This window comes from Streptomyces sp. NPDC002176, from assembly GCF_044903645.1.
GTDB lineage: Bacteria > Actinomycetota > Actinomycetes > Streptomycetales > Streptomycetaceae > Streptomyces.
On the sequence record NZ_JBJDQW010000001.1, the window covers coordinates 419,717 to 442,857 of the forward strand.

The 23,141-nt window shown below is 70.3% G+C and carries 19 protein-coding genes; 13 read left to right on the plus strand and 6 right to left on the minus strand.

Going from position 1 to position 23,141, the window contains the following annotated elements:
* The first annotated feature begins 3 nt into the window (after positions 1-3).
* The 3 genes from ACI2LY_RS01825 (at position 4) to ACI2LY_RS01835 (ending at position 4,014) form a co-directional block, all read left to right on the plus strand.
* A complete protein-coding gene (locus tag ACI2LY_RS01825) occupies positions 4-2,538 on the plus strand; it encodes an FAD-dependent monooxygenase (RefSeq protein ID WP_404705353.1) in 2,535 nt (844 codons plus the stop codon).
* Positions 2,539-2,621: 83 nt separating this feature from the next.
* Positions 2,622-3,437, plus strand: coding sequence for a 50S ribosomal protein L11 methyltransferase (locus ACI2LY_RS01830; RefSeq protein ID WP_404705354.1), 816 nt, complete (start codon positions 2,622-2,624; stop codon positions 3,435-3,437).
* A gap of 166 nt (positions 3,438-3,603) precedes the next feature.
* Positions 3,604-4,014: a VOC family protein gene (locus ACI2LY_RS01835; RefSeq protein ID WP_404705355.1), complete on the plus strand. Its 411-nt coding sequence runs from the start codon at positions 3,604-3,606 to the stop codon at positions 4,012-4,014.
* 18 nt (positions 4,015-4,032) lie between these two features.
* Here the strand turns inward: ACI2LY_RS01835 and ACI2LY_RS01840 are convergent, their stop codons facing one another.
* The 3 genes from ACI2LY_RS01840 to ACI2LY_RS01850 all read right to left on the minus strand — a co-directional run bounded on the left by ACI2LY_RS01840 (position 4,033) and on the right by ACI2LY_RS01850 (position 6,273).
* Positions 4,033-4,908 carry an IS5 family transposase gene (locus ACI2LY_RS01840; protein WP_404705356.1) on the minus strand — a complete coding sequence of 292 codons (876 nt, stop codon included), beginning with the start codon at positions 4,906-4,908 and terminating at the stop codon, positions 4,033-4,035.
* Positions 4,909-5,003: 95 nt separating this feature from the next.
* The gene (locus ACI2LY_RS01845; RefSeq protein ID WP_404705357.1) at positions 5,004-5,246 is read right to left on the minus strand and encodes an acyl carrier protein; all 243 of its coding nucleotides are present in this window, start codon (positions 5,244-5,246) and stop codon (positions 5,004-5,006) included.
* Positions 5,247-5,274: 28 nt separating this feature from the next.
* Positions 5,275-6,273, minus strand: a complete 999-nt coding sequence (locus ACI2LY_RS01850) for a beta-ketoacyl-ACP synthase 3 (RefSeq protein WP_404706463.1) — start codon at positions 6,271-6,273, stop codon at positions 5,275-5,277.
* A gap of 1,046 nt (positions 6,274-7,319) precedes the next feature.
* Here ACI2LY_RS01850 and ACI2LY_RS01855 point away from each other — a divergent pair.
* Entirely contained in the window at positions 7,320-8,171 is an 852-nt protein-coding gene (locus tag ACI2LY_RS01855) for an SDR family NAD(P)-dependent oxidoreductase (protein WP_404705358.1), read from the plus strand.
* A gap of 155 nt (positions 8,172-8,326) precedes the next feature.
* Here ACI2LY_RS01855 and ACI2LY_RS01860 read toward each other — a convergent pair whose 3' ends face one another.
* On the minus strand, positions 8,327-9,667 hold the full coding sequence (locus ACI2LY_RS01860) for an MFS transporter (protein ID WP_404705359.1): 1,341 nt from the start codon (positions 9,665-9,667) through the stop codon (positions 8,327-8,329).
* A gap of 283 nt (positions 9,668-9,950) precedes the next feature.
* Here ACI2LY_RS01860 and ACI2LY_RS01865 point away from each other — a divergent pair, with 283 nt between their 5' ends.
* The 5 genes from ACI2LY_RS01865 to ACI2LY_RS01885 all read left to right on the plus strand — a co-directional run bounded on the left by ACI2LY_RS01865 (position 9,951) and on the right by ACI2LY_RS01885 (position 15,015).
* Positions 9,951-11,771 (plus strand): dihydroxyacetone kinase family protein, encoded by a 1,821-nt coding sequence (locus ACI2LY_RS01865; RefSeq protein ID WP_404705360.1) that lies wholly within the window; start codon positions 9,951-9,953, stop codon positions 11,769-11,771.
* Positions 11,768-12,598, plus strand: coding sequence for a triose-phosphate isomerase family protein (locus ACI2LY_RS01870; RefSeq protein WP_404705361.1), 831 nt, complete (start codon positions 11,768-11,770; stop codon positions 12,596-12,598). The genes ACI2LY_RS01865 and ACI2LY_RS01870 overlap by 4 nt, the downstream gene beginning before the upstream one ends.
* Positions 12,595-13,077 (plus strand): RpiB/LacA/LacB family sugar-phosphate isomerase, encoded by a 483-nt coding sequence (locus ACI2LY_RS01875; RefSeq protein WP_404705362.1) that lies wholly within the window; start codon positions 12,595-12,597, stop codon positions 13,075-13,077. Before ACI2LY_RS01870 ends, ACI2LY_RS01875 begins: the two co-directional genes overlap by 4 nt.
* Positions 13,078-13,173: 96 nt before the next feature.
* Positions 13,174-14,187 carry a zinc-dependent alcohol dehydrogenase family protein gene (locus tag ACI2LY_RS01880; protein WP_404705363.1) on the plus strand — a complete coding sequence of 338 codons (1,014 nt, stop codon included), beginning with the start codon at positions 13,174-13,176 and terminating at the stop codon, positions 14,185-14,187.
* A gap of 39 nt (positions 14,188-14,226) precedes the next feature.
* Positions 14,227-15,015: a DeoR/GlpR family DNA-binding transcription regulator gene (locus tag ACI2LY_RS01885; protein WP_404705364.1), complete on the plus strand. Its 789-nt coding sequence runs from the start codon at positions 14,227-14,229 to the stop codon at positions 15,013-15,015.
* A 91-nt stretch (positions 15,016-15,106) separates the two neighbouring features.
* Here ACI2LY_RS01885 and ACI2LY_RS01890 read toward each other — a convergent pair whose 3' ends face one another.
* Positions 15,107-16,597, minus strand: coding sequence for an APC family permease (locus ACI2LY_RS01890; protein WP_404705365.1), 1,491 nt, complete (start codon positions 16,595-16,597; stop codon positions 15,107-15,109).
* Positions 16,598-17,331: 734 nt separating this feature from the next.
* On the opposite strand from ACI2LY_RS01890, the gene ACI2LY_RS01895 reads away from it, so the two are divergent.
* Complete coding sequence (locus tag ACI2LY_RS01895; protein ID WP_404705366.1) at positions 17,332-17,742, plus strand: hypothetical protein; 411 nt, start codon at positions 17,332-17,334, stop codon at positions 17,740-17,742.
* A 65-nt stretch (positions 17,743-17,807) separates the two neighbouring features.
* The gene (locus tag ACI2LY_RS01900) at positions 17,808-19,151 is read left to right on the plus strand and encodes a hypothetical protein (protein ID WP_404705367.1); all 1,344 of its coding nucleotides are present in this window, start codon (positions 17,808-17,810) and stop codon (positions 19,149-19,151) included.
* A 117-nt stretch (positions 19,152-19,268) separates the two neighbouring features.
* On the opposite strand, the gene ACI2LY_RS01905 is transcribed toward ACI2LY_RS01900, so the two are convergent.
* Complete coding sequence (locus ACI2LY_RS01905; protein ID WP_404705368.1) at positions 19,269-19,757, minus strand: MarR family winged helix-turn-helix transcriptional regulator; 489 nt, start codon at positions 19,755-19,757, stop codon at positions 19,269-19,271.
* A gap of 88 nt (positions 19,758-19,845) precedes the next feature.
* Here ACI2LY_RS01905 and ACI2LY_RS01910 point away from each other — a divergent pair, with 88 nt between their 5' ends.
* Positions 19,846-20,601, plus strand: coding sequence for an isochorismatase family protein (locus ACI2LY_RS01910; RefSeq protein WP_404705369.1), 756 nt, complete (start codon positions 19,846-19,848; stop codon positions 20,599-20,601).
* A gap of 177 nt (positions 20,602-20,778) precedes the next feature.
* Positions 20,779-23,139, plus strand: a complete 2,361-nt coding sequence (locus ACI2LY_RS01915) for a SpoIIE family protein phosphatase (protein ID WP_404705370.1) — start codon at positions 20,779-20,781, stop codon at positions 23,137-23,139.
* Positions 23,140-23,141 lie beyond the last annotated feature (2 nt).

Here is a 23,141-nt window from a genome sequence, read left to right on the forward strand (position 1 = left end):
GCCATGCCATCGGGACGTCCTCCTAAAGTCCTCGTCATCGGCGCCGGCATCGGCGGTCTGACGTGCGCGGTCGCACTCAGGCGCGTCGGCGTCGACGTCGAGGTGTACGAACGCGCCACCGAGCTGCGTGAGGTCGGCTCCGGCCTGTCGGTCATGAGCAACGCCGTCACCGCTCTGGCCGGCCTCGGCATCGACCTGGGCCTGGACAAGCACGGCCGGACCGTGGAGTCGTTCAGGATCATGGACCGGCGCGGTCGGCTCATCAGGGACCTGCCGTTCGGGGAAGCATGTGAGCGGGCGGGGGCGCGGAGCTTCTGCCTCAGCCGTGCGGACCTCCAGGAGGCCCTGCTGACCGAAGTCGGCGACTGCCCGGTCCACCTGGGGGCGACCGCCACCGGATTCGACACCGCGGGTCCGGGGGTCACCGTCCGCTTCGCGGACGGCCGTTCGGCGACCGGTGATGTCCTCGTCGGCGCCGACGGGTTCCACTCGGCTGTACGGCGCCACCTCGTCGGGCCCGAGCAGCCACGGGACTGTGACCATCTCTTCCGGCTCGGCATCGTCCCCTTCCGGCACCCGCGTCTCACCGAGGGAGCCGTACGCCACTACTGGGGTCGCGGGCAGCGCTTCGGCCTGATCGACATCGGCCACGGCCGGTGCTACTGGTGGGCCGCCATGAGCACCGACCCCGGTACACCCGCCCCGGAGCGCGTCAAGGACGCCGTCCGACGGGCGTACGAGGGGTGGGCCGACGAGGTGCGGGCGGTGATCGAGGCCACCCCCGAGGCGGACATCCTCACCGTCCCCTCGCGCGACCGGGCCTTCCTGGAGCGGTGGGGCGACGGACCCCTCACCCTCCTCGGCGACGCCGCCCATCCCATGCTGACCACGCTCGCCCAGGGCGCGGGCACCGCCATGGAGGACGCCGTCGTCCTGGCCCGGGCACTGGCCGACCCGACGACCGGCGACGACCCGGTACGGGCCCTGCGCGTATATGAGGACCTGCGCCGCGACCGCGCGCGGGCGATGGTGGTCGGCTCCCGCGACATGAACAGGCTGACCCAGGGCGCCCGGCCGCACCGGCGTCTGCTCCGCGACGCCTACTTCCGGCTGGTGCCCCGCCGCGTTCTCGTCCGGCAGACCGCGCAGGCCCTCACCTACCCGGGCGGGCAGGTCGCGGGACCTGGCGACGTGCGCCGGGACCTGAGTCCTCTGGAGCGGTTGTACTGGATCGCAGACCAGACCTCGCCGCTCAACGTCATCGCCCGCGCCCGGGTCCACGGACGCCTGTCCCCGTCGCTGCACCGCCGCGCCCTGGACGTCCTGCAGCTACGACACCCCCTGCTGCGCGTCGCGGTCACCGACGACGGCACCGGCTCACGCCCCGCCTTCGTCCCCCTGGACGGACGACAGATCCCGCTCCGCCACGTCCGCGTACGCCCGGACGACCCGGCCGCCGACACCCGGTGGCAGTACGAGGTCGACCGCCACGAACTCGCGGAGGGCCTGGACTGGCGGGCCGGGCCACTGCTGCGCGCGGTGGTGATCACCTCGGGAGGTACGGAGGGCGAAGGGGATTTCCACGATCTGCTGCTGACGGTCTCGCACGTCGTCGCCGACGGCAAGACGTGCCTGTCCCTGGTCCGTGAGTGGATCGAGATCGCCGCACAACTGGACCGCGAGGCAAGGCCGCAGACAGATTCCCGGCGGGTCCTCCCCGCGACGGACGACCTGCTCCCGCGTCGCCACCGGGGCGCGGCAGGCGCCGCCGGGTTCCGGGCCATGACGCGCCGGGAGGAACGAGCGTCCCTGACCCGCCCCGCCCAGCGGATCGTCCCCGACGAGCACATCCCGTTCGAGCGGCGGCGCACCCGGATGACGCACCGGTCCCTCACAGCCGACCAGTTGGAGCGTCTGGTGCGGGCCGCCAAGCGACACGGCACCACGGTCCACGGGGCCTTGGCAGCCGCGATGGTGTCGGCGGTCGCCCGGGACGCGGACACCCCGGCCGCCACGCACTTCTCGATCGGTTCGCCGATCGACTTCCGCGCCGATCTCGAACCGCCCGTACTCCCCGACGAGGTCGGCACCTACGTGGCCACGGTCCCCACCCGCGTCCGGTACGAGCCGGGTGGGTCGCTGTGGACCATGGCGCGGGACATCAGCCAGGACCTGGTGCGGCGCCGGAAGCAGCAGGACCATCTGGCCACGATCAGCCTGCCGCGCGTGGCGGGTCCCGGGTCGCTGGCGGACGGCGAGTCGTTCATGCGGTTCATGGACGAGAAGGGGCCGATCAATCTGTGTCTGTCCAACGTCGGCCGCTACGACTTCCCCGATCGGGCAGGATCCTGGCGGATCGACGGCGCCCAGTTCCTCACGGGCGTCTCGGTCATGGGTGCCGTCGTGGCGACGGCGACCACCGTGCACGGCCGGCTCGCGTGGAACTTCGGCTATGTCGAAGGTCTGGTCACGCAATCGCGCGCACGGCGCATCGCCGACGACTCCGTACACGTCGTGCTGTCCGCCCTCTCCGAGTGACCGGCCGGACCGGACGCGCGCCGGTCTCGTGGAACCCCGCGATCCCCTCCTCCGCCTCCTCCCTTCCGAAAGGTTCCGTTCCGATGACCAGTACTCCCGACCGAACGCCGACACGACGCCGCGTCCTGCCCGCAGGCGAGAACGGTTCGCTGTGGGAGGCCCGGCCCTCGTGCGGGATCTTCGAGTTCCGCGGTACGCGTCTGCGGCTCATGGTGGAAGACCCCTCGGAAGTCCTGTTCCCGACCGACTGTGGACTGAGCCTGCTCAGCGCCCTCGACAGCGCCGGGGCTCCCGTGCTGGAAGGCGTCAACGCCCTGGACATCGGGGCCGGTTCCGGCCTCTACAGCGTCGCCCTGCTCGCGGCCGGTGCCGAGCGGGTGACCGCCCTGGACATCAACCCCGCCTCCGCCACCCAGACCTTGGCCAACGTGACGGCGAACGGGCTCGACCACGCACGGCTGACGTGTGTGACATCGCCGCTGGAGGAGTACGCGCCCGATGAGCGGTTCGACCTGGTGATCACCAACCCGCCGCACCTCCCCCACGATCCGAGCTACGCCAGGACGGATGGGCTGGAGACGGCCCTCGTCGCCCGCAGGGGCGGACGCGCGGTGTACGACGCCGTCGTCGACCGCATCGACGGACTCCTGGCGCCGGGCGGCTCCCTGCTCATGGCGCACTCCTCGCTCGCCGATATCCCCCGAACCGTCACGGAGCTCACCGCACGCGGCTACGGGGTCGAGACGCTGGAGGTCTTCGAGATGGACATCCCTCTCCTGGCGTACGCCGACCACCGGGAGACCCTGCAGCTCCGTCTGAAGGAACTGCGGTCGGAGGGCCGGGCGGAGTTCGACGGATCGCGTTTCACGGTGCATGCCCTCCTGTTCCGGCGCTCCTAGGCCGTGTATCGAAAAGGCTGGTCAGGACCATTGAGTCGTCGGCAACCAGGACTAGGACCAGCGCCCGATGGCACGCAGTCGCTTAATCTCTAAGCTCACTGCTGTCCAAGCCCACGGACACAGCCACTGGTTCATGCTGGGCCTGCCCCTATCACGAGGTAGAACGATGTCGGCCGACGCCGCAGCTCACATCCGCATAGCCCGACCCTCACACGACCTCCGAGCGGCTGAACGCTTCTGGGTTTCAGGTCTCGGCCTCGACGTCCTGTATCAGCATGCGGCGGACGGCACCCCGGGCCGGAGCTCGCTCCTGATGGTCGGCTGGCCCGGGGCCGGCTGGCATCTGGAACTCGTTCACGATCCTGCTGCTCCTTTCGAACCGCGGCCAACCGTTGAAGACCTGCTGGTCATCTACCTCGGCGAACCAGTGCCCGACTCTCTCGTGGAGCAGCTCGAGCGGCACGGCGGGAAGCGAGTGGCCGCCCATAATCCGTACTGGGACACCTGGGGCATGACTTTTCAGGACCCCGACGGCTATCTGTTGGTGCTGTCCACTCGCGACTGGTCCAACTCGTAGACCTCACAAACATGCATGTCAAAGCCACTCGTTGATGGCAGCGACCAGCACGGTCGCCTCGAAGCGGACCGCGAGCTTGTCGTATCGCGTGGCGACGGCTCGGTGTCTCTTGAGCCGGTTGACCCCGCACTCGACCGCATGGCGCTCGCGGTAGTCGGCCGGGTCGAAGCGCGGCGGCCGACCGCCGCGGGAGCCGAGCTTTCGGCGGTTGCGTGCCTGGTCAGCCTTCTCCGGGATGGTGCAGCGGATCCCGCGGCGGCGCAGGTAGGCGCGGTTCCTGCGGGACGCGTACGCCTTGTCGGCCCGCACGCGGTCGGGACGGACACGCGGCCGGCCCACCCCGATGCGGGGCACACGGACCTTTGCCAGCACGGGTTCGAACTGCGGCGAGTCCCCGCACTGTCCTGCCGTTACCACGATCGCCATGGGCTTTTGACCCTGCTCGACGGCGAGATGCAGCTTGGTGGTGAAGCCGCCTCGCGACCGTCCCAGCCCGTGATCATGAGGCTCGATGAACACGCCGCCTGGTGGCTCCTTCTGCAGGTCGCCCTGCTTGCGGGCCCCGGCCGCATGCTGGTGGGCGCGGCAGACCGTGGAGTCGACGTTCAGGTCCCACGTGATCGCACCCCTCGCATCGGCCAGGGATTGGAGCTGGGTGAGGATCCGGTGCCAGGTGCCGTTCCGCTGCCATCGGCGGAACAGGTCGTAGATCCGGCCCCACGGCCCGTACTCGGCAGGTACATCCCGCCACGGAACACCGGTACGTACCCGGAACCGTATGCCGTCGAGCAACCGCCGCCGGGGCCACACCGGCGGCCGCCCCACCCTGGCGCCCTCCGGCAACAACGGCTCCAGCACTGCCCACTGCTCGTCCGTGAGATCTCCCCGACCCATGAACTGAGATCATTCACAGCCCAAGATCCACTTTCGGCACGCGGCCTAGGACGCCGCCCACCCTTGACACCCCCCGCGGGTACGGTCGGCAGGTTTCAGACCGACGCGTCCTGCCTGTTCTGCTCGTCCTGCATCAGCCGTGCGATCTCGGCGACGCTGCCCGCCTCCGAGAGTTCGTCGAAGCCGACCTTCAGCCCGGCCTCCTCCTCCAGCACGAAGGACAGCTCCACCGCGAACAGCGAGTCCAGTCCGAGGGCCGGCGGGGTGGCCTCGGGGGTCACCAGCTCGGGCCGCACCTGGAACCTGCCGGTCAGAATGCCGACCAGGGTGTCGTACATGCCGTTCCTCCTCAATGAGCGGGACGAGTCAGTGCGGGCGTGCGAGGCACGGCCACACCAGGGTGGTGGCGCCCCAGGCCAGACCGCCGCCGAAGGCGGTGAGCAGGACCCGGTGTCCGGGTTCGAGGTCTCCCGCGCGGTCGGCGCGGTCGAGCAGGATCGGAATCGAGGCGGCCGAGGTGTTGCCGACCCGCTCGATGTCGGACAGCACGCGGTCCGCCGCGACGCCCAGCCGCTGCGCGAGCACGGCCAGGATCCGCGCGTTCGCCTGGTGCGCGACGATCCGGTCCGCCTCCTCCGGCTTCCACAGCGCGGCGTCCAGCGCCGCGCGTGAGGCGGAACTCATGTGCTCCACGGCCCGCCAGAACACCTCGCGCCCCTCAAGGCGCAGGTACGGGTCCGCGGGGGTGCCACCGGCCGCCGAGCGTTCCTCGGCCCCTCCGCCCCGTACGGTGATCAGGTCGCGCCCGCCGCCGTCACTGCCCAGGATGCACGTCCCGAGGGCGCCGAACTCCTCGCCTCGGCCCGCACGCAGGACGACGGCGCCTGCACCATCTCCGAAGAGCATGCTCGTGGGGTCGTCCGGGGCGACGTTGAGCGAGAGCGTGTCCGTGCCGACGACCAGGACGCTGTCGGCCGTACCCGCAGCGATCAGGCCCTGAGCGACCCCGAGTCCGTAGACGAAGCCGGCGCACACGGCCTGGACGTCCAGCGCTGTCACCCCGGTCATCCCGAGGCGCGAGGCGACGCTCGGGGCGGTGCCGGGGCACGGTCTGTCCGGCGTCGTGGTGGCGACGACCACGGCCGCGACATCGCCGATCGCCGCCCGGGAGAGGGCCTCGCGGCCGGCCGCGACGGCCAGGTCACCGCTGGTGGTGCCCGGTTCCACGACGTGCCGGGACCTGATGCCGGAGCGTTGGAAGATCCATTCGGGTGACCGCCCCAAGCGCTCCGCAAGCTCCTCATTGGCCACCTCGCGGGCCGGTACGTACGACCCGACTCCCGCCAGTACGGACGCCGGAACCACTCGGTTCCTCACTTCTCCCGCTCTCACTCCGAAAGGCCGAACGGTGATCTTGCCGCGACCACCGCTCCCCCCGTCGACAGATTCCGATCGAATTCCCACGTAACGACATGTACGCAAAAATCACTCGTTGGGAATATTCCTACCACGCCCACAATCCCAGTGATCTGAGTGACTCGCTGTGTTGGGCGACCCAGACCACCAGCGGGCAGTCGGAAGCAGCCGTCCCCAGGTCCACGGGGTCTGAGGAACGTCGGTCCCGGATCGGGCGCTAAGGGTTTCCCGGACCGGTTGGGGCTTTGGACCTGGGGTGATTGAGCGCCAGAGCCCTCGAGGGTCGATGTTGTCGATCTCCGGAAAGCTGTTGTGGTGGACGAGTTCCTGACAGACGAGCAGGCGGCCCGGTAGGGGGTCGTTTTAAGGTGGCCTCGTGGCGAAGCTGGAGAGGTACTTCGCGCGGTGCCCCGAACTTGGTCAGGGCACCGCTCCGCGGCAGCCGCTTCCTATGACCGCGGTGCTGCCCTCGGCGCGGATGTCCGCACGCCAGGCAGGCCATCGGTGATGACCAGGCCAGGCTAGGCGGTGTCCCGCTTGGTGGGCTCTCACGTTCTGGTATGTCATCCGTCGGTAAGAACTCACCGCACGACACCTTCGTCGGCGCACCTACCCGACCGCCGTCTGGTCGGGGTCCCGTGGCGTCGCGGCCTCCAGGACGCCGTCCGCTGCGCGGCCCAGCTTGGGCGGCGAGCGCGGGGTGAGCTCCGCCACCGGCTGGCCCCGGCAATGACGATCTTCAGATGGCCCCCGCGCGGGTGAACTCGTCGGCTCTCTTGGTCACTTCTCGGTCCGGCCGGTTCGACGCTCCAGGGGTGCCGGCTTCGCCGAACCGCACGCGGGCGACCGGGCCGTCCTGCTCGTGTGGGTGTCGCATTTGCCTTGGAGTGCACTCAAGGCGAGAGGATCTGCAACGCGGGTCAGGCACAGCCCAGGGCCATCGGGTCCACGGGCGGACCCGTTCACTACTGCTCCGAAGAATGCGAGTTCTCGACATGCCCGGCAAGACCGTTCTGATCACCGGTACATCCACAGGCATCGGCCTGCAGACGGCTCTCGCGGCCGCACGCGCCAACTGGCAGGTGATCGCCACCATGCGGAACATCTCCAAGGCCGGTGCTCTTGAGGAGGCCGCCGTCGCGGCGGGAGTGGCCGAGCGGATCGAGGTCCGGAAACTGGACGTCACCGACCCCGCCTCCGTGCGGGAGTGCCTGGAAGCGGTCGTGGCCGAGCACGGCACACTGCACGCCCTGATCAACAACGCCGGTTCCGGACACGTCGGCACGCTGGAGACGGACGGGGTCGAGGCCGCCCGCCGCGTCATGGAGGTCAACTTCTTCGGTGTCCTGAACACGACCTCCGCCGCACTTCCCCATCTGCGGGCGAGCGGAGGGCGGGTCCTCGCCGTCTCCAGCGTCGGCGGAATCGTCGGGCAGCCCTTCAACGAGGCGTACTGCGCGGCCAAGTTCGCCGTCGAGGGCTACCTCGAGTCACTCGCCCCCGTAGCCGCCACCGTCGGAGTGGGCGTCACCCTTGTCGAGCCCGGTGCGGTGGCGAGCGAATTCGTCGCCAACGTCGGCATCCCCGACGACAGGGCCGCCCTCGCGGAGCGCATGGGCCCGTACGCCCCGGCGATGGACGCCTACCTGACCCGCACCGCCGGAGCGTTCGCCGCCGCCCAGTCCGCGCAGGACGCCGCCGCGGTCGTGGTCGCGGCGCTCGACGCCGAGCAGCCGCCACTACGTGTTCAGACCTCCGACGGCGCCCGGGCCTTCGTCGCAGCCAAGCTGGCCGACCCTGACGGCGCGAAGGTGATCGGCATGACCAGCACCTGGGTCGCCTCCTAGGGGAAGGTGCGCACCTGTCGGGGAGAGGGAGGTGCAGCAGGTGGCGGGAGACTCAGGCCGTGAGTCGCTGCCGCCTCCCGCTCCACCGCCTCTTCGCGTCCTCCGCGTCTCACTGAAGTCGTGATCGCGATTCCCGCCGCCGGGATTCCGCCTGTCTACGGAACGACCGCTCCCGTTTCCGGGTGATGTGGTGTCAGGCTCCCGGGCGGCGCCTGGCGGTCGTCGCCGCTCACCTCTTCGGGCACCTTCAGGAACATGGTCAGGACAGCGGCCAGGACGTACAGGGCGGCGAAGACGATCACCACGCCGCCCGCCCCGAGCGGTCCGAGCAGGACGCTGACGATGGCCGGGCCGATGAACGCGGCGCCGCCCGCCCCCAGGTTGAGCAGTGCCATCGCGCCGCCCCTGTTCTCCGGGGCCAGCGCCGGGATGAGCGCCGAGATCGGCACGAATCCGGCCAGCGCGATGCCGTAGAGCATGCCGACCACGACCGCCACCCAGTAGTGGCTGCCGGCGGCCAGGGGGACGAAGTAGAGCAGAAGCGTGGTGAGGGCGCAGCCGAGCCCGCCGAACAGGGCGATCGTCCGGCGCCAGCCGAAGCGATCCCCCACCGCTCCGAAGAGCAGGTTGGCGAAGACGTTGGTGCCGTAGATGACCGCCAGCAGCGTCAGCCAGCGGCCTTCTCCGAAGCCGAGGCGCTCGCCGAAGAAGGTGGGCAGGAAGACGAGGAAGCCGAACTCCGGTGCGGTGTTGATGATGCGCACCAGGCATCCGACCGCCACCCGGGGACGCTGCCAGGCGATGGAGAGGCTGGAGACCAGGGACTGGACGGGCCTGACGTCCGGCTCCGCGAGCCGTCCAAACCCTGTGCGCTCCCGTACGCCGAGCAGGCAGCACGCGCCGCCCAGCGTGATGATGCCGAGCGCCACCCACAGCGTCCCGAACTCGCCGAGCAGGGGGTTGGTGACGCTCGCCACGAGTGAACCGAGCGTGGGCAGGCCGCCGGTGAACGCCACGTAGAACCAGCCCACCGCCGTTCCCATGCGGGCCGCCGGCGCGGTGGCAGTGATCCACACCAGGAAGCCGAAGGCGAACAGGGGATAGCCGAAGCCCCGCAGGCCGTAGAAGACCAGCATCAGCCCGTAGTTCCCGGGTGCCAGCGCGAGGGCCAGGTACAGGACGTCGAAGACGATCCAGACGGCGAGACCGAGCTGCATCACCCGCCGAGGCCCCCAGAGTTGGGACAGGGCACCGGACAGCCACGAGGCCAGCATGACGGTGACGCCATAGGCCGTGATCACGTACGAGGCGCGGATCTCCGTACCCGCGCCGTGGTCGGCCATGTAGGGCGCGATGAACCCGGACTCGACCCCGTCGCCGACCATGAACAGCAGTACGCCGAGGTAGCCGTAGACCAGGGCCCGGGGGATGCCGAGGCGTTCCAGCAGCGGTGCCTGGGGTGGGGGTGCTCCGACCGGGAAAGAAGGGGACGCCACGTCGCTGCTCCTTCGGTGCGAGGTGCGAGATGCCAGGGGCCTGAGAGTCCTGCGCATCATGGAGGATGTGAACTTCTCATTTCAAGACGCGGTCATGAGATTTTGAGAAGTTCAGATGACCTGTCCCTCCGGGACGGAGCACATGCGTCAAACATCCAGTTCAGAAGGCTAGATGCCTGGCCTGTCAGGCAAAGTCCAGGCCGCCGAGGGGGTGACATGACGATGATCGCCGTATTAAATGAAACAGAGTTATCACAGCGACGGCACATGGGAGTGAGACGTGATGACCCCATCGACCCGAGGGCTCGGCTACGACCCGGACACCTTCCGTGAAGACTGGATCGAGGGCCTGACGGGCGCGTACGCCCGCACGGTGCGCCGGGTGCCCGATGCTTACGGAGTGATCGACCGGCACGCGCCGAGGGCGGGCTCCGTGGCCGTCGTCATCGGCGGGGGCTCGGGCCACTATCCGGCGTTCGCGGGGCTGGTCGGCCCCGGCCTCGCCAGCGCCGCCGCCGTGGGCGAGGTCTTCGCCAGTCCCAGTGCCGAGCAGATATACCGCACCGCGCGCGCCGCGGACGGGGGTGCGGGCATCCTGCTCGCCTGCGGCAACTACAGCGGTGACGTCATGCACTTCGGACTCGCCGCGCGCCGCCTGGCCGCTGAGGGGATCGAGAGCCGTTTCGTCGTGGTCACGGACGACGTGGCGAGCGGTCGGCCCCCGGCAGGCGAGGGACCGGTGGACCCGTCGCTCGACCGACGGGGCGTGGCGGGCGGCTTCTTCGTCTTCAAGGTGGCCGGTGCCGCGGCCGAGCGCGGTGACGACCTCGACACTGTCGCCGGTCTCGCCGCCCGCGCCAACAGCATGACCAGGACCTTCGGCGCCGCCTTCGCCGGCTGCACCCTTCCCGGCGCGGCAGAGCCTCTTTTCGAGGTCGCTGACGGAACCATGGAGTGGGGCATGGGCATCCACGGCGAACCGGGCCTGCGCACCGGTCCCCGCAGCGGTCCGCGCGGCGTCGCCGACGCGCTGGTCGACCGGCTGCTGCCCGAACTGCCGCTGTCCGGGGGCTCGGACAGGGTGGCGGTCCTGCTGAACGGGCTGGGCGCGACCAAGGGGGAGCAGCTCTTCGCCTGTTACGCGCAGGTGGCCCGTCGGCTGGCGGAGGCTGGTCTGCGACCGTACCTGCCCGAGGTCGGCGAGTACGTCACGTCCTTCGACATGGCCGGGATATCGCTGTCGCTGATGGCCCTCGACGACGAACTCGCCGAGTTGTACGGGGCACCCTGCGACACGCCCGCCTATCGGCTCGCCCCAGGCACCGACGCCGAGCGCGGCCCAGTCCCGCGACAGCCGCCCCGAGCGGGCTCGGCCGCGGCCGCGGAAGACACCGGCCCCGGCACCGCCGACGCCGCCCCTGCCGCGGAGGACGGCCCGGTCACCCGCCTGCTGCGCGCGGCGCTCGATTCCGTCCGCGAGCACGAGGAGCACCTCGGCCGCCTCGACGCGGTGGCCGGTGACGGCGACCACGGCCGCGGCATCGTCCGCGGGCTCGGCGCCGCCGTGGCCCGCGCACGCGAGACCGAGACCGCGCCGCTCGGCACCGACTCCGCTGGGCGCACCCTGCTCGCGGCCGGCCTCGCCCTTGCCGACGCCTCCGGCGGAGCCTCCGGGGCACTGTACGGCGCGCTGCTGACCGAGACCGGCGCGACCCTGACCCGTGCCGCACGTACCGGCACGACCCGGATCACCGTGAGTCTCCTCGCCGACGCCGCGGACGCCGCGATGGAAGCCGTCTCCGCGCTCGGCGGCGCCCGGGTCGGTGACAAGACCATGCTCGACGCGCTCGGCCCGTTCAGCGCCGAACTCCGCGTGCACGCGGGAGCGGACGGCGACGGCTCGCCGGGAGCTGCCTGGCGGGCAGCCGCGGCGGCCGCCACCCGTGGCGCCGAGGCCAGCGCCGACCTGAAGCCCGTGCGGGGACGCGCGGCCCGGATGGGCTCGCTCGGGCACGGTCACCCCGACGCCGGGGCCACGTCCCTCGCCCTGGTCCTGACCGCGATCGGTGCCGCACCGGTCCACCGGGAGCCCGCCGCCCGATGACCCGCCCTCCCTTCCCCGGCCCCTCCGGGCAGCCCGTCGTCGGCGTCTCCCTCAAGCTGTACATGGGCGTGGCCCGCACCGCGGCGTGGCTCGCGGATGTCGCCGCCCTCGCCCGCTCACGCCCCGCGCACACCGAACTCTTCGTACTCCCCTCCTACATCTGCCTGCCGGACGCGCGCGACCTGCTGGCGGGTACCCCCGTCGGCTACGGAAGCCAGCACGTGCACTGGGCGGGGGAGGGTCCCTGGACGGGCGAGGTCTCCGCCGCCCAGCTCGCCGAACTGGGTTGTACGTACGCCGAGATCGGGCATGCGGAGCGCCGCCGCCACTTCGGGGAGACCGACGCGACCGTGCAGGCCCGGACCACCGCGGCGCTGGAGCACGGCCTGGTGCCGGTGATCTGCGTCGGTGACGACGCGGAGCACGACGCCGACCTGGCGATCGCCCAGACGCTCCGTCAGGTGCGGGCGGCCGTCGCGGGAGCCGCGCCCGGCAGCGACATCCTCGTCGCCTACGAACCCGTCTGGGCCATCGGCGCCGACCGGCCCGCCCCGGCGGCCCGCGTCCGGACCGTCACCAGGGCCGTGGCCGAGTACCTGACCGGCTCCGGCGTGCGCGGCCGCATCCTCTACGGCGGCTCGGCAGGCCCCGGCACCTACCGCGACCTGCTCGACGCGGGCGCGCCCGTCGACGGACTCTTCCTGGGCCGCCGGGCGCACGATCCCGCGGCCCTCGCCGCCGTACTCGACGAGGTAGAGGCAGCGGCCCTCTCCCCCGTCGGCCACCCGACCCCGTCCCCCTCCCCCACAGCGAAGGACCAGTCATGACCACCGCCTCCCCGCAGAGCCCGGCTCACCTCCCCATCGCTGTAGGCGCCGACGAGGTGGGCGCCGCTCTCAAGGACACCCTCGCGCAGCACCTGCGCGATCTCGGCCACGAAGTCGTCGACCTGTCCGCCTCCCCCGCCGAGGACTACCCGGAGGTCGCCGCCCGGGTCGCCGAGGCCGTCGCGGCCGGTACCTACGAGCGCGCCGTGCTCGTGTGCGGCACCGGCATCGGCATGGCCATCACCGCGAACAAGGTGCCCGGCGTGCGGGCCGCGCAGATCCCCGACACCTACAGCGCCGAGCGGGCCCGCAAGTCCAACGACGCCCAGATCGCCTGCTTCGGGCACCGCACGATGGGCGTGGAGAGTGCCAAGCAGTGCCTGGAGCACTGGCTCGGCTCGGAGTTCGCCGGGGGCGGCTCCGCGCCCAAGGTGGAGAAGATCAAGCGCGTGGAGGCCCGCTTCCTCGGCGCGGCCTGAACATCCGCCGAAGTCAGCACACCTGCGGTACGGCCACGGGGCGGCCGCCGTCAGAAGTCCCGCACATCCGCCAACAGAACCGCTGAGGAGAACCACATGCGCGCCGTCGTCATCCAGGCACCCGGACAGCTCGACGTCACGACCAGGCCCGACCCGGTCGCGGGCCCCGAGGACGTCATCGTGAAGGTACGGGCGGTCGGCCTGTGCGGTACCGATGTGCACATGCTGGCGGGAGAGTTCGGACCCACCGTCTACCCGGTCGTGCCGGGCCACGAGTTCTCCGGCGAGATCGTCGAGGTCGGCAGGTCCGTGTCGGGCCTCGCGGTCGGTGACCGCGTGGCCGCCGACCCGGCGATCTACTGCGGCTCCTGCCACTTCTGCGCCATCGGGCGCGGCAACCTCTGCGAGAGCTGGCGGACCATCGGCATCACGCAGGACGGCGCGGCCGCCGAATACGTCAAGGTTCCGGCCGCCAACATCCATCGCCTGCCCGAGGATCTCGACCTCGACCACGCGCCGCTGATCGAGCCGCTCTCCACCATCGTGCACGGCATCGACGTGGTGGCTCCCGCCGTCGGGGACCACTTCCTGATCTACGGCGCGGGCACCATGGGCCTGCTCTACCTGCAGACCGCTCTGCGTAACGGTGCCGCGTCCGTCTCGGTCGTGGACCTGAACGCGGACCGGCTCGCCGTCGCGAGTCGGCTCGGCGCCGACCGGACGGCGACCTCCGCCGACGCACTCCCGCGCGTCGGCAAGGGCTGGGAGGTGGTCGTCGACTGCACCGGAGCCGTCCCGGCCATCGAGGACGCGTTCACCCGCGTGCGGCGCGGCGGGACCTTCCAGCAGTTCGGCTGCGCCCCGGACCAGGATGTCGCCAAGTTCTCGCCGTTCCGCATCTACAACGACGAGATACGCATCGTCGGCAGCATGGCCATCCTGCACAGCTACGGCCGCGCCGTCGATCTGCTGGGCCAGGGGTGGATCGACTGCGACACAATGATCACCCACCGGTTCGGACTGGACGGCTACCAGGAAGCCCTGGACACCTTCTCCAAGGGCTCCGGACGCAAGATCCAGATCGTCCCCGGCCTCACCGGCGACAGGTAAACTCGCACGGCTGACCGCGCGGGCGAGCGAAGGAGGACAGTGAGCGAGCACGGTGGAAAGGCAGGCCCCAGGGCCCGGAGGTCCGGCATCGCGGACCTGGTGCTCCAGCAGGGCCAGGCCAGCATCGACGAACTGGTCTCCGCCTTCGGCGTGAGCCAGATGACCATTCACCGTGATCTGGACGAGCTGGAGCGGGAGGGCTGGCTGCGCAAGGTGCGCGGCGGCGCCACCGCCGCGCCCAGTGCCGTCTTCGAGTCCAACGCCCGCTGGCGCGGCAGCACCATGCTCGCCGAGAAGCGTCAGATCTGTGCTGCCGCCCTGCTCACGGCCGAACCCGGCCAGGTGGTCATCGTGGACGACTCCAGCACGGCGATGCCGTTCGCGAAGGGCCTCCCCGAGCGGGGGGCCTTCACGGTCATCACCAACTCGCTGCAGGTGATCAACGAGTTGACGGGTGCGCCGGAGATCCAGGTGATCGGCCTCGGCGGGGTGTACCAGGCGTCCTTCAACGCCTTCGTCGGCATGTTCACCGCCGACATGGCCCGGTCGCTGCGCGCGGACGTCGCGTACATCTCCGCATCGGCGGTCGACAACGGCCAGTGCTACCACCAGTCCCAGGAAGAGGTCCTGGTGAAGCGGGCGTTCCTGGAGTCGGCCCGCAAGCGGGTGCTGCTGGTGGACCACAGCAAGTTCGGCCGCCAGGCCCTCTACCGGCTCGCCCCACTCACCGACTTCGACCTCGTCATCTCCGACTCCGGGCTCCCGGAGGCCGAGTCGCAGGCCCTGCGCGCCGCCGGAATCCGCGTCGAGCTGGCGCCCGGCGACTGAGCGGAACTCCCGCTCGTCCCGCTGAAGCCATGGGGTCGAGTGCGAGGACCGTCGGCCCGTACGCAGCGACCGATCAGGCGACCGGGGGATGTCAGTGCACGAGGACACTGGCATCGTCCGGCTCGGTCTCCAGAGCCGAGCGATGGAACAGCAGCAAGCCGACGAAGAAGAGCCCACCCACCACGAGCAGGCCCACCACGATCAGCACGGGAACAAGCGCCTCAGCCGGCGACACCAACACGAACAGAGACACGAGCGTCCACAGCAGGGCGCAGACCGCGACCGGCATCTCGAACCGCCCGAGGTCGAACGCGCCCTTCCTGCGGTCGAGACGGCGGCGCACCGCCAGATACAGGACGATCGTCGCCCCGTAGATGATCGCCGGAAGAATCGTGGACGCCGTGATCAGCTTCAGCAGCGCGGCGCCCGGCAGCGCGACCATCAGAGCGAGGCCCACGACGAGGATCAGCACCGTCGCGGGGACCGGCGTCTGCGTGCGAGGGCTGACCCGGCGCATGAGCCGGTGGGCAGGGAAACGCCCGTCGCGCGACATGGCGAAGACCATCCGGGAGCACGCCGTCATCACCACCGTCCCGGCGCCGAAGAAGGCGATCGCGACGGCCGCCAGGAGCACTCTCTCCATCGGCGGCCCCAGTCGCTCACGCATGATCGCCGCAACGGGCGACTCGCTCGCGGTGATCCTGGGGATGTCCTCGATCGCCACGGTGAGGCAGATCAGGAACACCATGCCCAGCACACCGGCCGCCAGGACGGACCCCACGATCGCGCGCGGGACGCTGCGGAAGGGGTCCTTGGCCTCCTCGGCCAGGTTCGCCGCGGAATCGAAGCCGACCAGCGTGGCGAGCCCCATGATCATCGCGATCATCAACCCGCCACCGACGTCGAAGTAGTGCGGGGCATGCTCGGTGACGCCGCGTGAGACCAAATTGCCGGCCGCGCCGCGACCGGTGACCGCCACCACGATGGCAAGGACGAGCGCCACCACCACGACCAACGCCAGCTCCAGCCCCACCGCGGTGGTGTTGATCAGGCTGACGAGACGCGTGGAAGCCACCACGACCGCGGCCTGAACCAGCAGGATCACCAGGGTGATCACACGCGCCGTGCCCTCGTCCGGACCGATACCGGCGAGAGGCATGAACGCCTGACTCGCGAGTGCGTTGTCCACCGCCACCACCGCGACGGCCAGGTAGCAGAAGCTCAGCCAGCCGAACCCCCAACCGACCTTCGGGTTGGCCAGCCGTGAGGCCCACTGGTACGACGAGCCGCTGAGCGGGATACGCCCGGCAAGCTGCGCCACGACCAGGGCGACCAGCACCTGACCCACCGTCGCGACGCCCCACAGCCAGATCCCCACCGGCCCCGCGTTCCGCAGCACGTCGTCGTACGTCGAGAAGATGCCGACCGCCACCGAGATGAACGCGAACGAGATCGCGAAGACCTGAAAGGAGCCGAGCGTCCGCTTCAGCTCCTGCTGATAGGCCCCTGGGGCAGCGGCGTCCTCCTTGCCCTCGGAGCCCGGCGAAGCCGCTTCCACCACTTCGGCACCCTCTTCCGTCACGCCTGCCCGGCCGACACCCTCGCACCCCGCTCTCACGGGCCAGGGCCCCGGCTTCCATCCGTGCCCTTGGCGTTCATATAAGACATAGGTACTGCACTTGCGCACCCGGAAGATCAGTACCGTCACCCACACAGCACCGAAGCGAGTACGTCGCTCACGTCCGTGCGAGTGACCACTCGAACCCGGCGTCGCACCTGCGTTCTTGACCGTCAGAGGCAGCATCCCGCCGCACGCCGCTCTCATCACCTACCGGCGGCCATGAGCACCACCGCGCAGAGCGGCCCACGCTCCGGTGCGACCCTGCCAGTACGGGCGGAACAGCACCTCGGCAGACAGGGCAAGCAGTCACCCCCGGAGCGCCGTACTGGGTCGACGGCCGAGCTGCCGGCAGGCGGCGCACCACTCCCGGATCGCGGCCACGAGATCATCGGGGAGATTGCCCATATCTGCATTAGAGCACGTGTTCGATGTTCGGTCTCACGGTGACCGCCGTCCGGGAGCTTGTGGTGCGACGACGGCTCCGGGAGCGTCGGCGCGCGAACCACCCTGAGCTGGAGTGGGCATCATGACCCGGGCGACGCGATGCGGACGCGTTGGGAACCAGGTACCGGGAGACCTGTCGGCAGTCTCGACGGGCAACTTCGTCGGAGTACTGTCATTCGTGCGTGTGATGCCTCTCTGACGCCCGGTACGAGAAGATTGACCCTCTCGCCCTGCCTTTGGAAGAGGGTTGCATGATCCATGCACGTACCGTGAAGCGACGTCTGTCCCGAGTCTCCGTCGCCTTGTTCTGCGCCTGCGCTCTCGGCGTCACGCAGGCCGCACAGGCCCACGCTGCCAGCCGGACGGTGAACTTCAACTACAGCCACCTCTGGGTGACACCCGAGTTCAAGACCGGCGGCGGGGCTGTGCACTTCACCGTCAAGAACTGCAACTATCCCAAGCGGGACATGACCGTGCTGCTACGGGCAACCGACGGAATCAACACCGACATCGGCACCAGGACGATCAAGTGCCGTACGAGTGAGAAGGCCGTCATCGGTGCGGGGCTCAAGCCGGGGACGTTCGAACTCGAACTCGGGAAGCTCGACGACGGCAAGTACTTCAAGGGAACGGGCACCATCTCGTTCACGGCCCCCAAGTAGCCACCTGTCACCCACGGCCCGTGCAGCCGATCGCGTGGGTGGGCAGCGCACCCGACGACTCATGAGTGGCGGGTGAGACCAGTCGGCGGGGGCTGCTGCGCGGGGGCGCGGCGATGGGGGCCGTCGCGGTCGTGGGTGGCACGGCGTCGGCGGCCAGGGCCGCGGGCACGGGCGTCAATCCGTCCGTCACGGGTGAGGCCGCCCACGTCCGGGCGCTGCGCAAGGCGCTGGACGACGCGGCGGCGGGCGTCATCGGCCCCGACGGCGTCGACGCCAAGGGCCGGATCATCGTGAAGGCCGGATACACGGGCGTTCCCACCTACACGCTGCTGGACACGCTGGTCATCGGCGGCAACACGGTCCTGGACGCCACCGGGGCGCGGTTCGTCGCCAAGTTCCCCACCGTGACACGGAAGTACACCCTGGACCGGACGAACCAGCACTCGCCCACTCCCGAGTACGCCACGGACAGCCAGGGGGCGTTCAGCGCGCCCGCGGTCAGCGGCGCCAAGGCCGCGACCATGCTGCTCAACCATGTCCCGGCCGGTACGAAGGGCTACGCGGCCCCGGGCAACATCATGGTCAAGGGTGGCGAGTGGGACCCCATCTCCGCGTGGGTGTGGGAGGACTCCGGGGCGGAGCGGGCGCGTGCCGACAAGGCCCCGCCGATGAACGTGCTGACCTTCACCCACACCCAGGACGTGGAGGTCCAGGGCGTGACGGTCTGGAACGTGAAGTGGTGGCACGGGGTCGAGCTCAACGCCGTGCGCCGCGGCACGGTCCGGGACTGTTTCTTCAAGGGCTGGGTCGAGAACCCGACATGGGGCCTGTGGCAGGGCGAGGCCGTCCAGCTCGACCTGCCGCTGGCCAACAACACCTGGGCCGGAGCCTCCGACGGCACCCCGACCGTGGACGTACAGGTCCTGAACAACTACGCGGGCAAGTCCGGCTCCCAGCCGTCCTGGGCGAAGCTCGTCGGATCGCACACCGGCGGCGAGAAGGTCGGCCAGGTGCACGCGCGTGTGCTGATCGAGGGCAACACCGTGGACGAGGCCAAGTGGGACGCGGTGGGTGCGATGAACACCACCGAGATCACCATCCGCGGCAACACGATCAACAACAGCGTCGGCGGGGTCTACGTCAGCTCCATGTCCGCCAGGACGCTCGCCCAGCCGCCGGTCCAGGTCGGGGCGAACCCCATCTCCGGGGTCGACATCGTCGACAACCAGGTGACGCTGGTGGCAGGCGTGTCGGGGGCCCTGCGCAACGCCGTCCGCGTCAGCGCGGACACGGTCGGGAACGTCTCCCCGGTGAGCGATGTCGCGGTCACCGGCAACCAGGTCAGCGGCGGAGGCTTCTACTACACCCCGAACGTCACCTTCCGTCCGGGCACCACACCCCAGCGCTGACCCCCGAACCGGCGGCGCTCCAGAACCGTGAAGGCCCAGGTCAGATGGTGTCTGTCCTGGGCCTTACCGGAGCCCCAGAGGTGACTCGACCCTCGGACCCACCCGGCGCCGCAGCGGTCAGGCTCGCCCGTCGAAAGGGCGGGTCAACGCGCCGTCCGGGTCCAGGCGTTGGAGGACGGCGTCGGCGATGCCCGCGAGTTGGTCCAGTTGTTCCGGGGTCAGGGCGTCGATGACGTTGTACCGGGCGGTGGCCACGTGCCCCGGGGCGGCGGCGGCGAGCTTCTCGCGGCCGGCCTCGGTGAGGCGGGCGTCGGTGGCCCGCTTGTCCTCCGGACAGGGGAAGCGGGCCACCAGACCCCGTTCCTCCAGCCTGCGCACCACGTGGGAGAGCCGCGGGAGCGTGGCGTTGGTGCGCTCGGCCAGGGCCGTCATGCGCAGTTGCCCCTCGGACGCCTGGGAGAGCACGACGAGGACGTGGTAGTCGAAGTGGGTCAGCTCCGCGTCGCGGCGCAACTGGGCGTCGAGCACCCCGGGAAGCAGTTCCAGGACAGCGATCAGGCGCACCCACGCGCGCATCTCCTGTGAGTCCAGCCATCGAGTGCTCATGAGGCCATCCTAGCCAAGAGGTTGACGCTACAACCTTCCCCCTCCTACTCTTTTACTTGTAGCAACAACCTTCAACGGAAGTGAGCTCATGTCGAACCGCGAGATCGTCAGCCCCGTCACCGACGGCGTGCAGCCCTGCGCGTCCTCCCCCGACGAGGCCCGCGCAGCCGGTCGTACCCCCTACGAGAAGCCCACCCCGCAGAACAGCGTCATGCTGCTGATCGACCATCAGATCGGCCTCATGACCAGCATCCGGGACTTCCAGTCGCTCGCCACACTGCGGGCCAACGTCCTGGGACTCGGCCGGATCGCCAAGGCCCTCGGCATCCCCGTCCTGCTCAGCTCCTCCAACGCCCAGTGGCAGAACGGCGACACGATCCCGGAGCTGAAGGAGCTCTTCCCCGACGAGCCGATCTACCGCCGCACCGGCATCATCAACTGCTACGAGGACCCGAGCTTCCGCTCCGCCCTCGAGGAGCTGATGGCCCGGACCGGGCGTACGCACGTGATCATCGCCGGGATCACCATGGGCACCTGCACGGCGATGCCGACCCTGTCCATGCTGAACGACGGCTACCGCGTCCTCCCCGTCGTCGACGCCTGCGGCGCCTGGAACCAGTACGAGGCCCAGGCGGCGATGTCCCGCATGGCGAACGCCGGGGCCGAACTGGTCACCACCTTCGCCCTGGGCTGCGAACTCCAGGCCGACTGGAAGCTGCCCAGCGCGGAGGCCATGTTCGACCCGTTCCTGAAGGAGCTGCCCGAGTACGGCTACCTCATCCAGAACTTCTGGAACAACGCCAACACCCACACCGTCGAGGACCCCTTCGGCCAGGTGAAGTAAGCGGCACACGGCCATCGGCCCGGTGCGCGTCCCCGGTTCCAAGACCGGGGACGCGCACCGAAGGGGTCTGTGGCGGTCGGAGTCCAGAGCTGGGGTGCCCGCGCGGAGCGGGGTCAGTCACGCGAGACTGGTAAGAGCACCGGATCGGGTGATGAGAGATGCGAAAGCGGCCTCGAGATGAACCGATCGGCAGATGACAGCCGCCCCCTCGGCGGTACGGGCCAGGCGGCACAGGAGCGGGCTTCTCTTCTGATCGATACCGCGGGCACTGTCGTGGGGTGGAGTGCGGCAGCCGAAGAACTGCTCGGCTACCCGGCGGAACTCGTTGTCGGCCGACCTCTCGCGGAGTTGCTCGGTGAAGGCCCTGCTGCCGCCGACGACGTCCTGGTCAGGCACCGGGATGGCGGCCTCATCGGCTGCCGCATCCGGTTGCGCCGCGAGGAGGTGAAGCCGGAAGGGGCGTACGTGAAGGTGGAACTACTGCCGGGCCGCGAGGACACGTCCGCCGTCGACCGGGCTCTGCTGGACGCCCTGTTCAACCGCTCCCCCATCGGGCTGTGCCTTCTTGATCCCGAGCTGCGCCTGACCCGGTTCAACACCGCCGCTGACGGAATGCAGGGCATCACCGCGACCCACGGACTGGGACTGCGGCCCACGGAAGCGTGGCCCACCTTCAGCGCGAAGCATGCCGAGCAGGTGCTGACCACCGTGCTGGAAACGGGCGAACCCGTCCTCGGCTTCGAGAAGACCGGTCGACCGCCGGGCGACCCCGACACCGAGCACATCTACTCCGCGGCGGCGTTCCGGCTGGAGGACGAGGACGGGCGCGTCCTGGGAGTGGCCGACACCATCGTCGACGTCACCGAACACCACCGCGCCCAGCAGAGGCTGGCCCTGACCGCTGAAGCCGGAACCCGGATCGGGACGACGCTGGACGGCTTGCGTACCGCCACGGAACTCGCGGAGATGGCGGTGCCCCGGCTCGCCGACAGTGTGACCGTAGACCTTCTCGAGCCGGTTCTCACCGGGCAGGACATGTCCCCCTCCCCCGGACAGCCAGCATGGTCCCTGCGTCGTGCCGCGTCACGGTGCAGGTCGGCCGGTGCCGAGCCCAGGGTCTACGCGCCCGGCGAGGCCGACGACGTCCCCGGCGCCGCACCGGCCGCCCAGGCGCTCATCGACCGTCGGCCACGCCTGGTGCGGGAGGTCGACCAGGACAGTGCCTGGGTCCACGGCGATCCCGGGCGGGGTCCGGGGACGCGGGACGAGAAGGTTCGCTCGCTGATGGTGGTCCCGCTCGTCGTGCGGGACTCCGTACTGGGGCTGGTCACCCTGTACCGCTGGTCCCCCGGTCGGCCCTTCGACGAGGAGGACCTCGCCCTGGCGCAGGACCTGGCCGTGCGCGCTGCCATCGCGCTGGACAACGCCCGCCTGCACCTGCGTGAGCACAACGCGGTGCTCACGCTGCAGCGCGGCCTGCTACCGCGGGACCTGCCCGCTCCCGGGGCGGTGGAGGCGGGGCATCACATGGTGCTCTCCGGGGCGGGCGGCGACTGGACCGATGTCATCGCCCTTCCCGGAGCCCGTGTCGCGCTCGTGGTGGGCCGTACGCCGGGCCGTGGCATGGGCACCGCAGCCACCATGGGCAGACTACGGACGGCTGTGCACACGCTCGCCGCCCTGGACCTCGCACCGGACGAGGTCATGGCCCGGCTCGACGACCACGTACGGCAGATGGACGCGGAGAGCGCCGATCCGGCGGCTGCCAGCCCCGTCGGTACGACCTGCCTGTACCTGGTCTACGACCCGGTGACCTGCCGGTGCACCTTGGCGGCGGCCGGGCAGGCGGGGCTGGCCGTGCTCCGCCCGGACGGTACGGTGGCGTTCCCGGAGCTTCCGGCGGCGGAGCCTCTGGGTCGGCCGGGCCCGCCGTTCGCCAGAGTCGAGCGGCATCTGCCGCAGGGCAGCCGTCTGGCGCTCTTCACACCGGGACTGCTGCAGGCTTTCGCCGACGACACCGGACGCGCCGCCCTCGCGCAGGTGCTGGCGTCCACCGATTCCGTCCAGAGCGCGAGCCTGACGCTCACCGAGCAACTGGTACCGGCCGATCCACCGGAAGACGCGGCCGTCCTGATCGCCCGGACCCGGTCCCTGGACCCGTCGTCCGTGGGCGAGTGGGAGCTGCCCTCGGACCCGGCGGCCGTCGCCACCGCCCGTTCCCTGGCCACCCGGCAACTCGACGCCTGGGGTCTGACGGAGGAACTGTTCGCCACGGAACTCATCGTCAGCGAACTGGTCACCAACGCCATCCGCTACGCCCGGCCGCCGGTACACCTGCGCCTCATCAACGACCGCCACCTGACCTGCGAAGTCTCCGACGGCAGCAGCTCGGCCCCCCACCTGCGCCACGCCCGCACCACCGACGAGGGCGGCCGCGGCCTCCTCCTGGTCTCCCAGCTGGCCGAGCGCTGGGGCGCCCGGTACGAGAACGTAGGCAAGATCATCTGGGCCGAGCAGCCGCTCGGTGCCGTGGCCTGAGG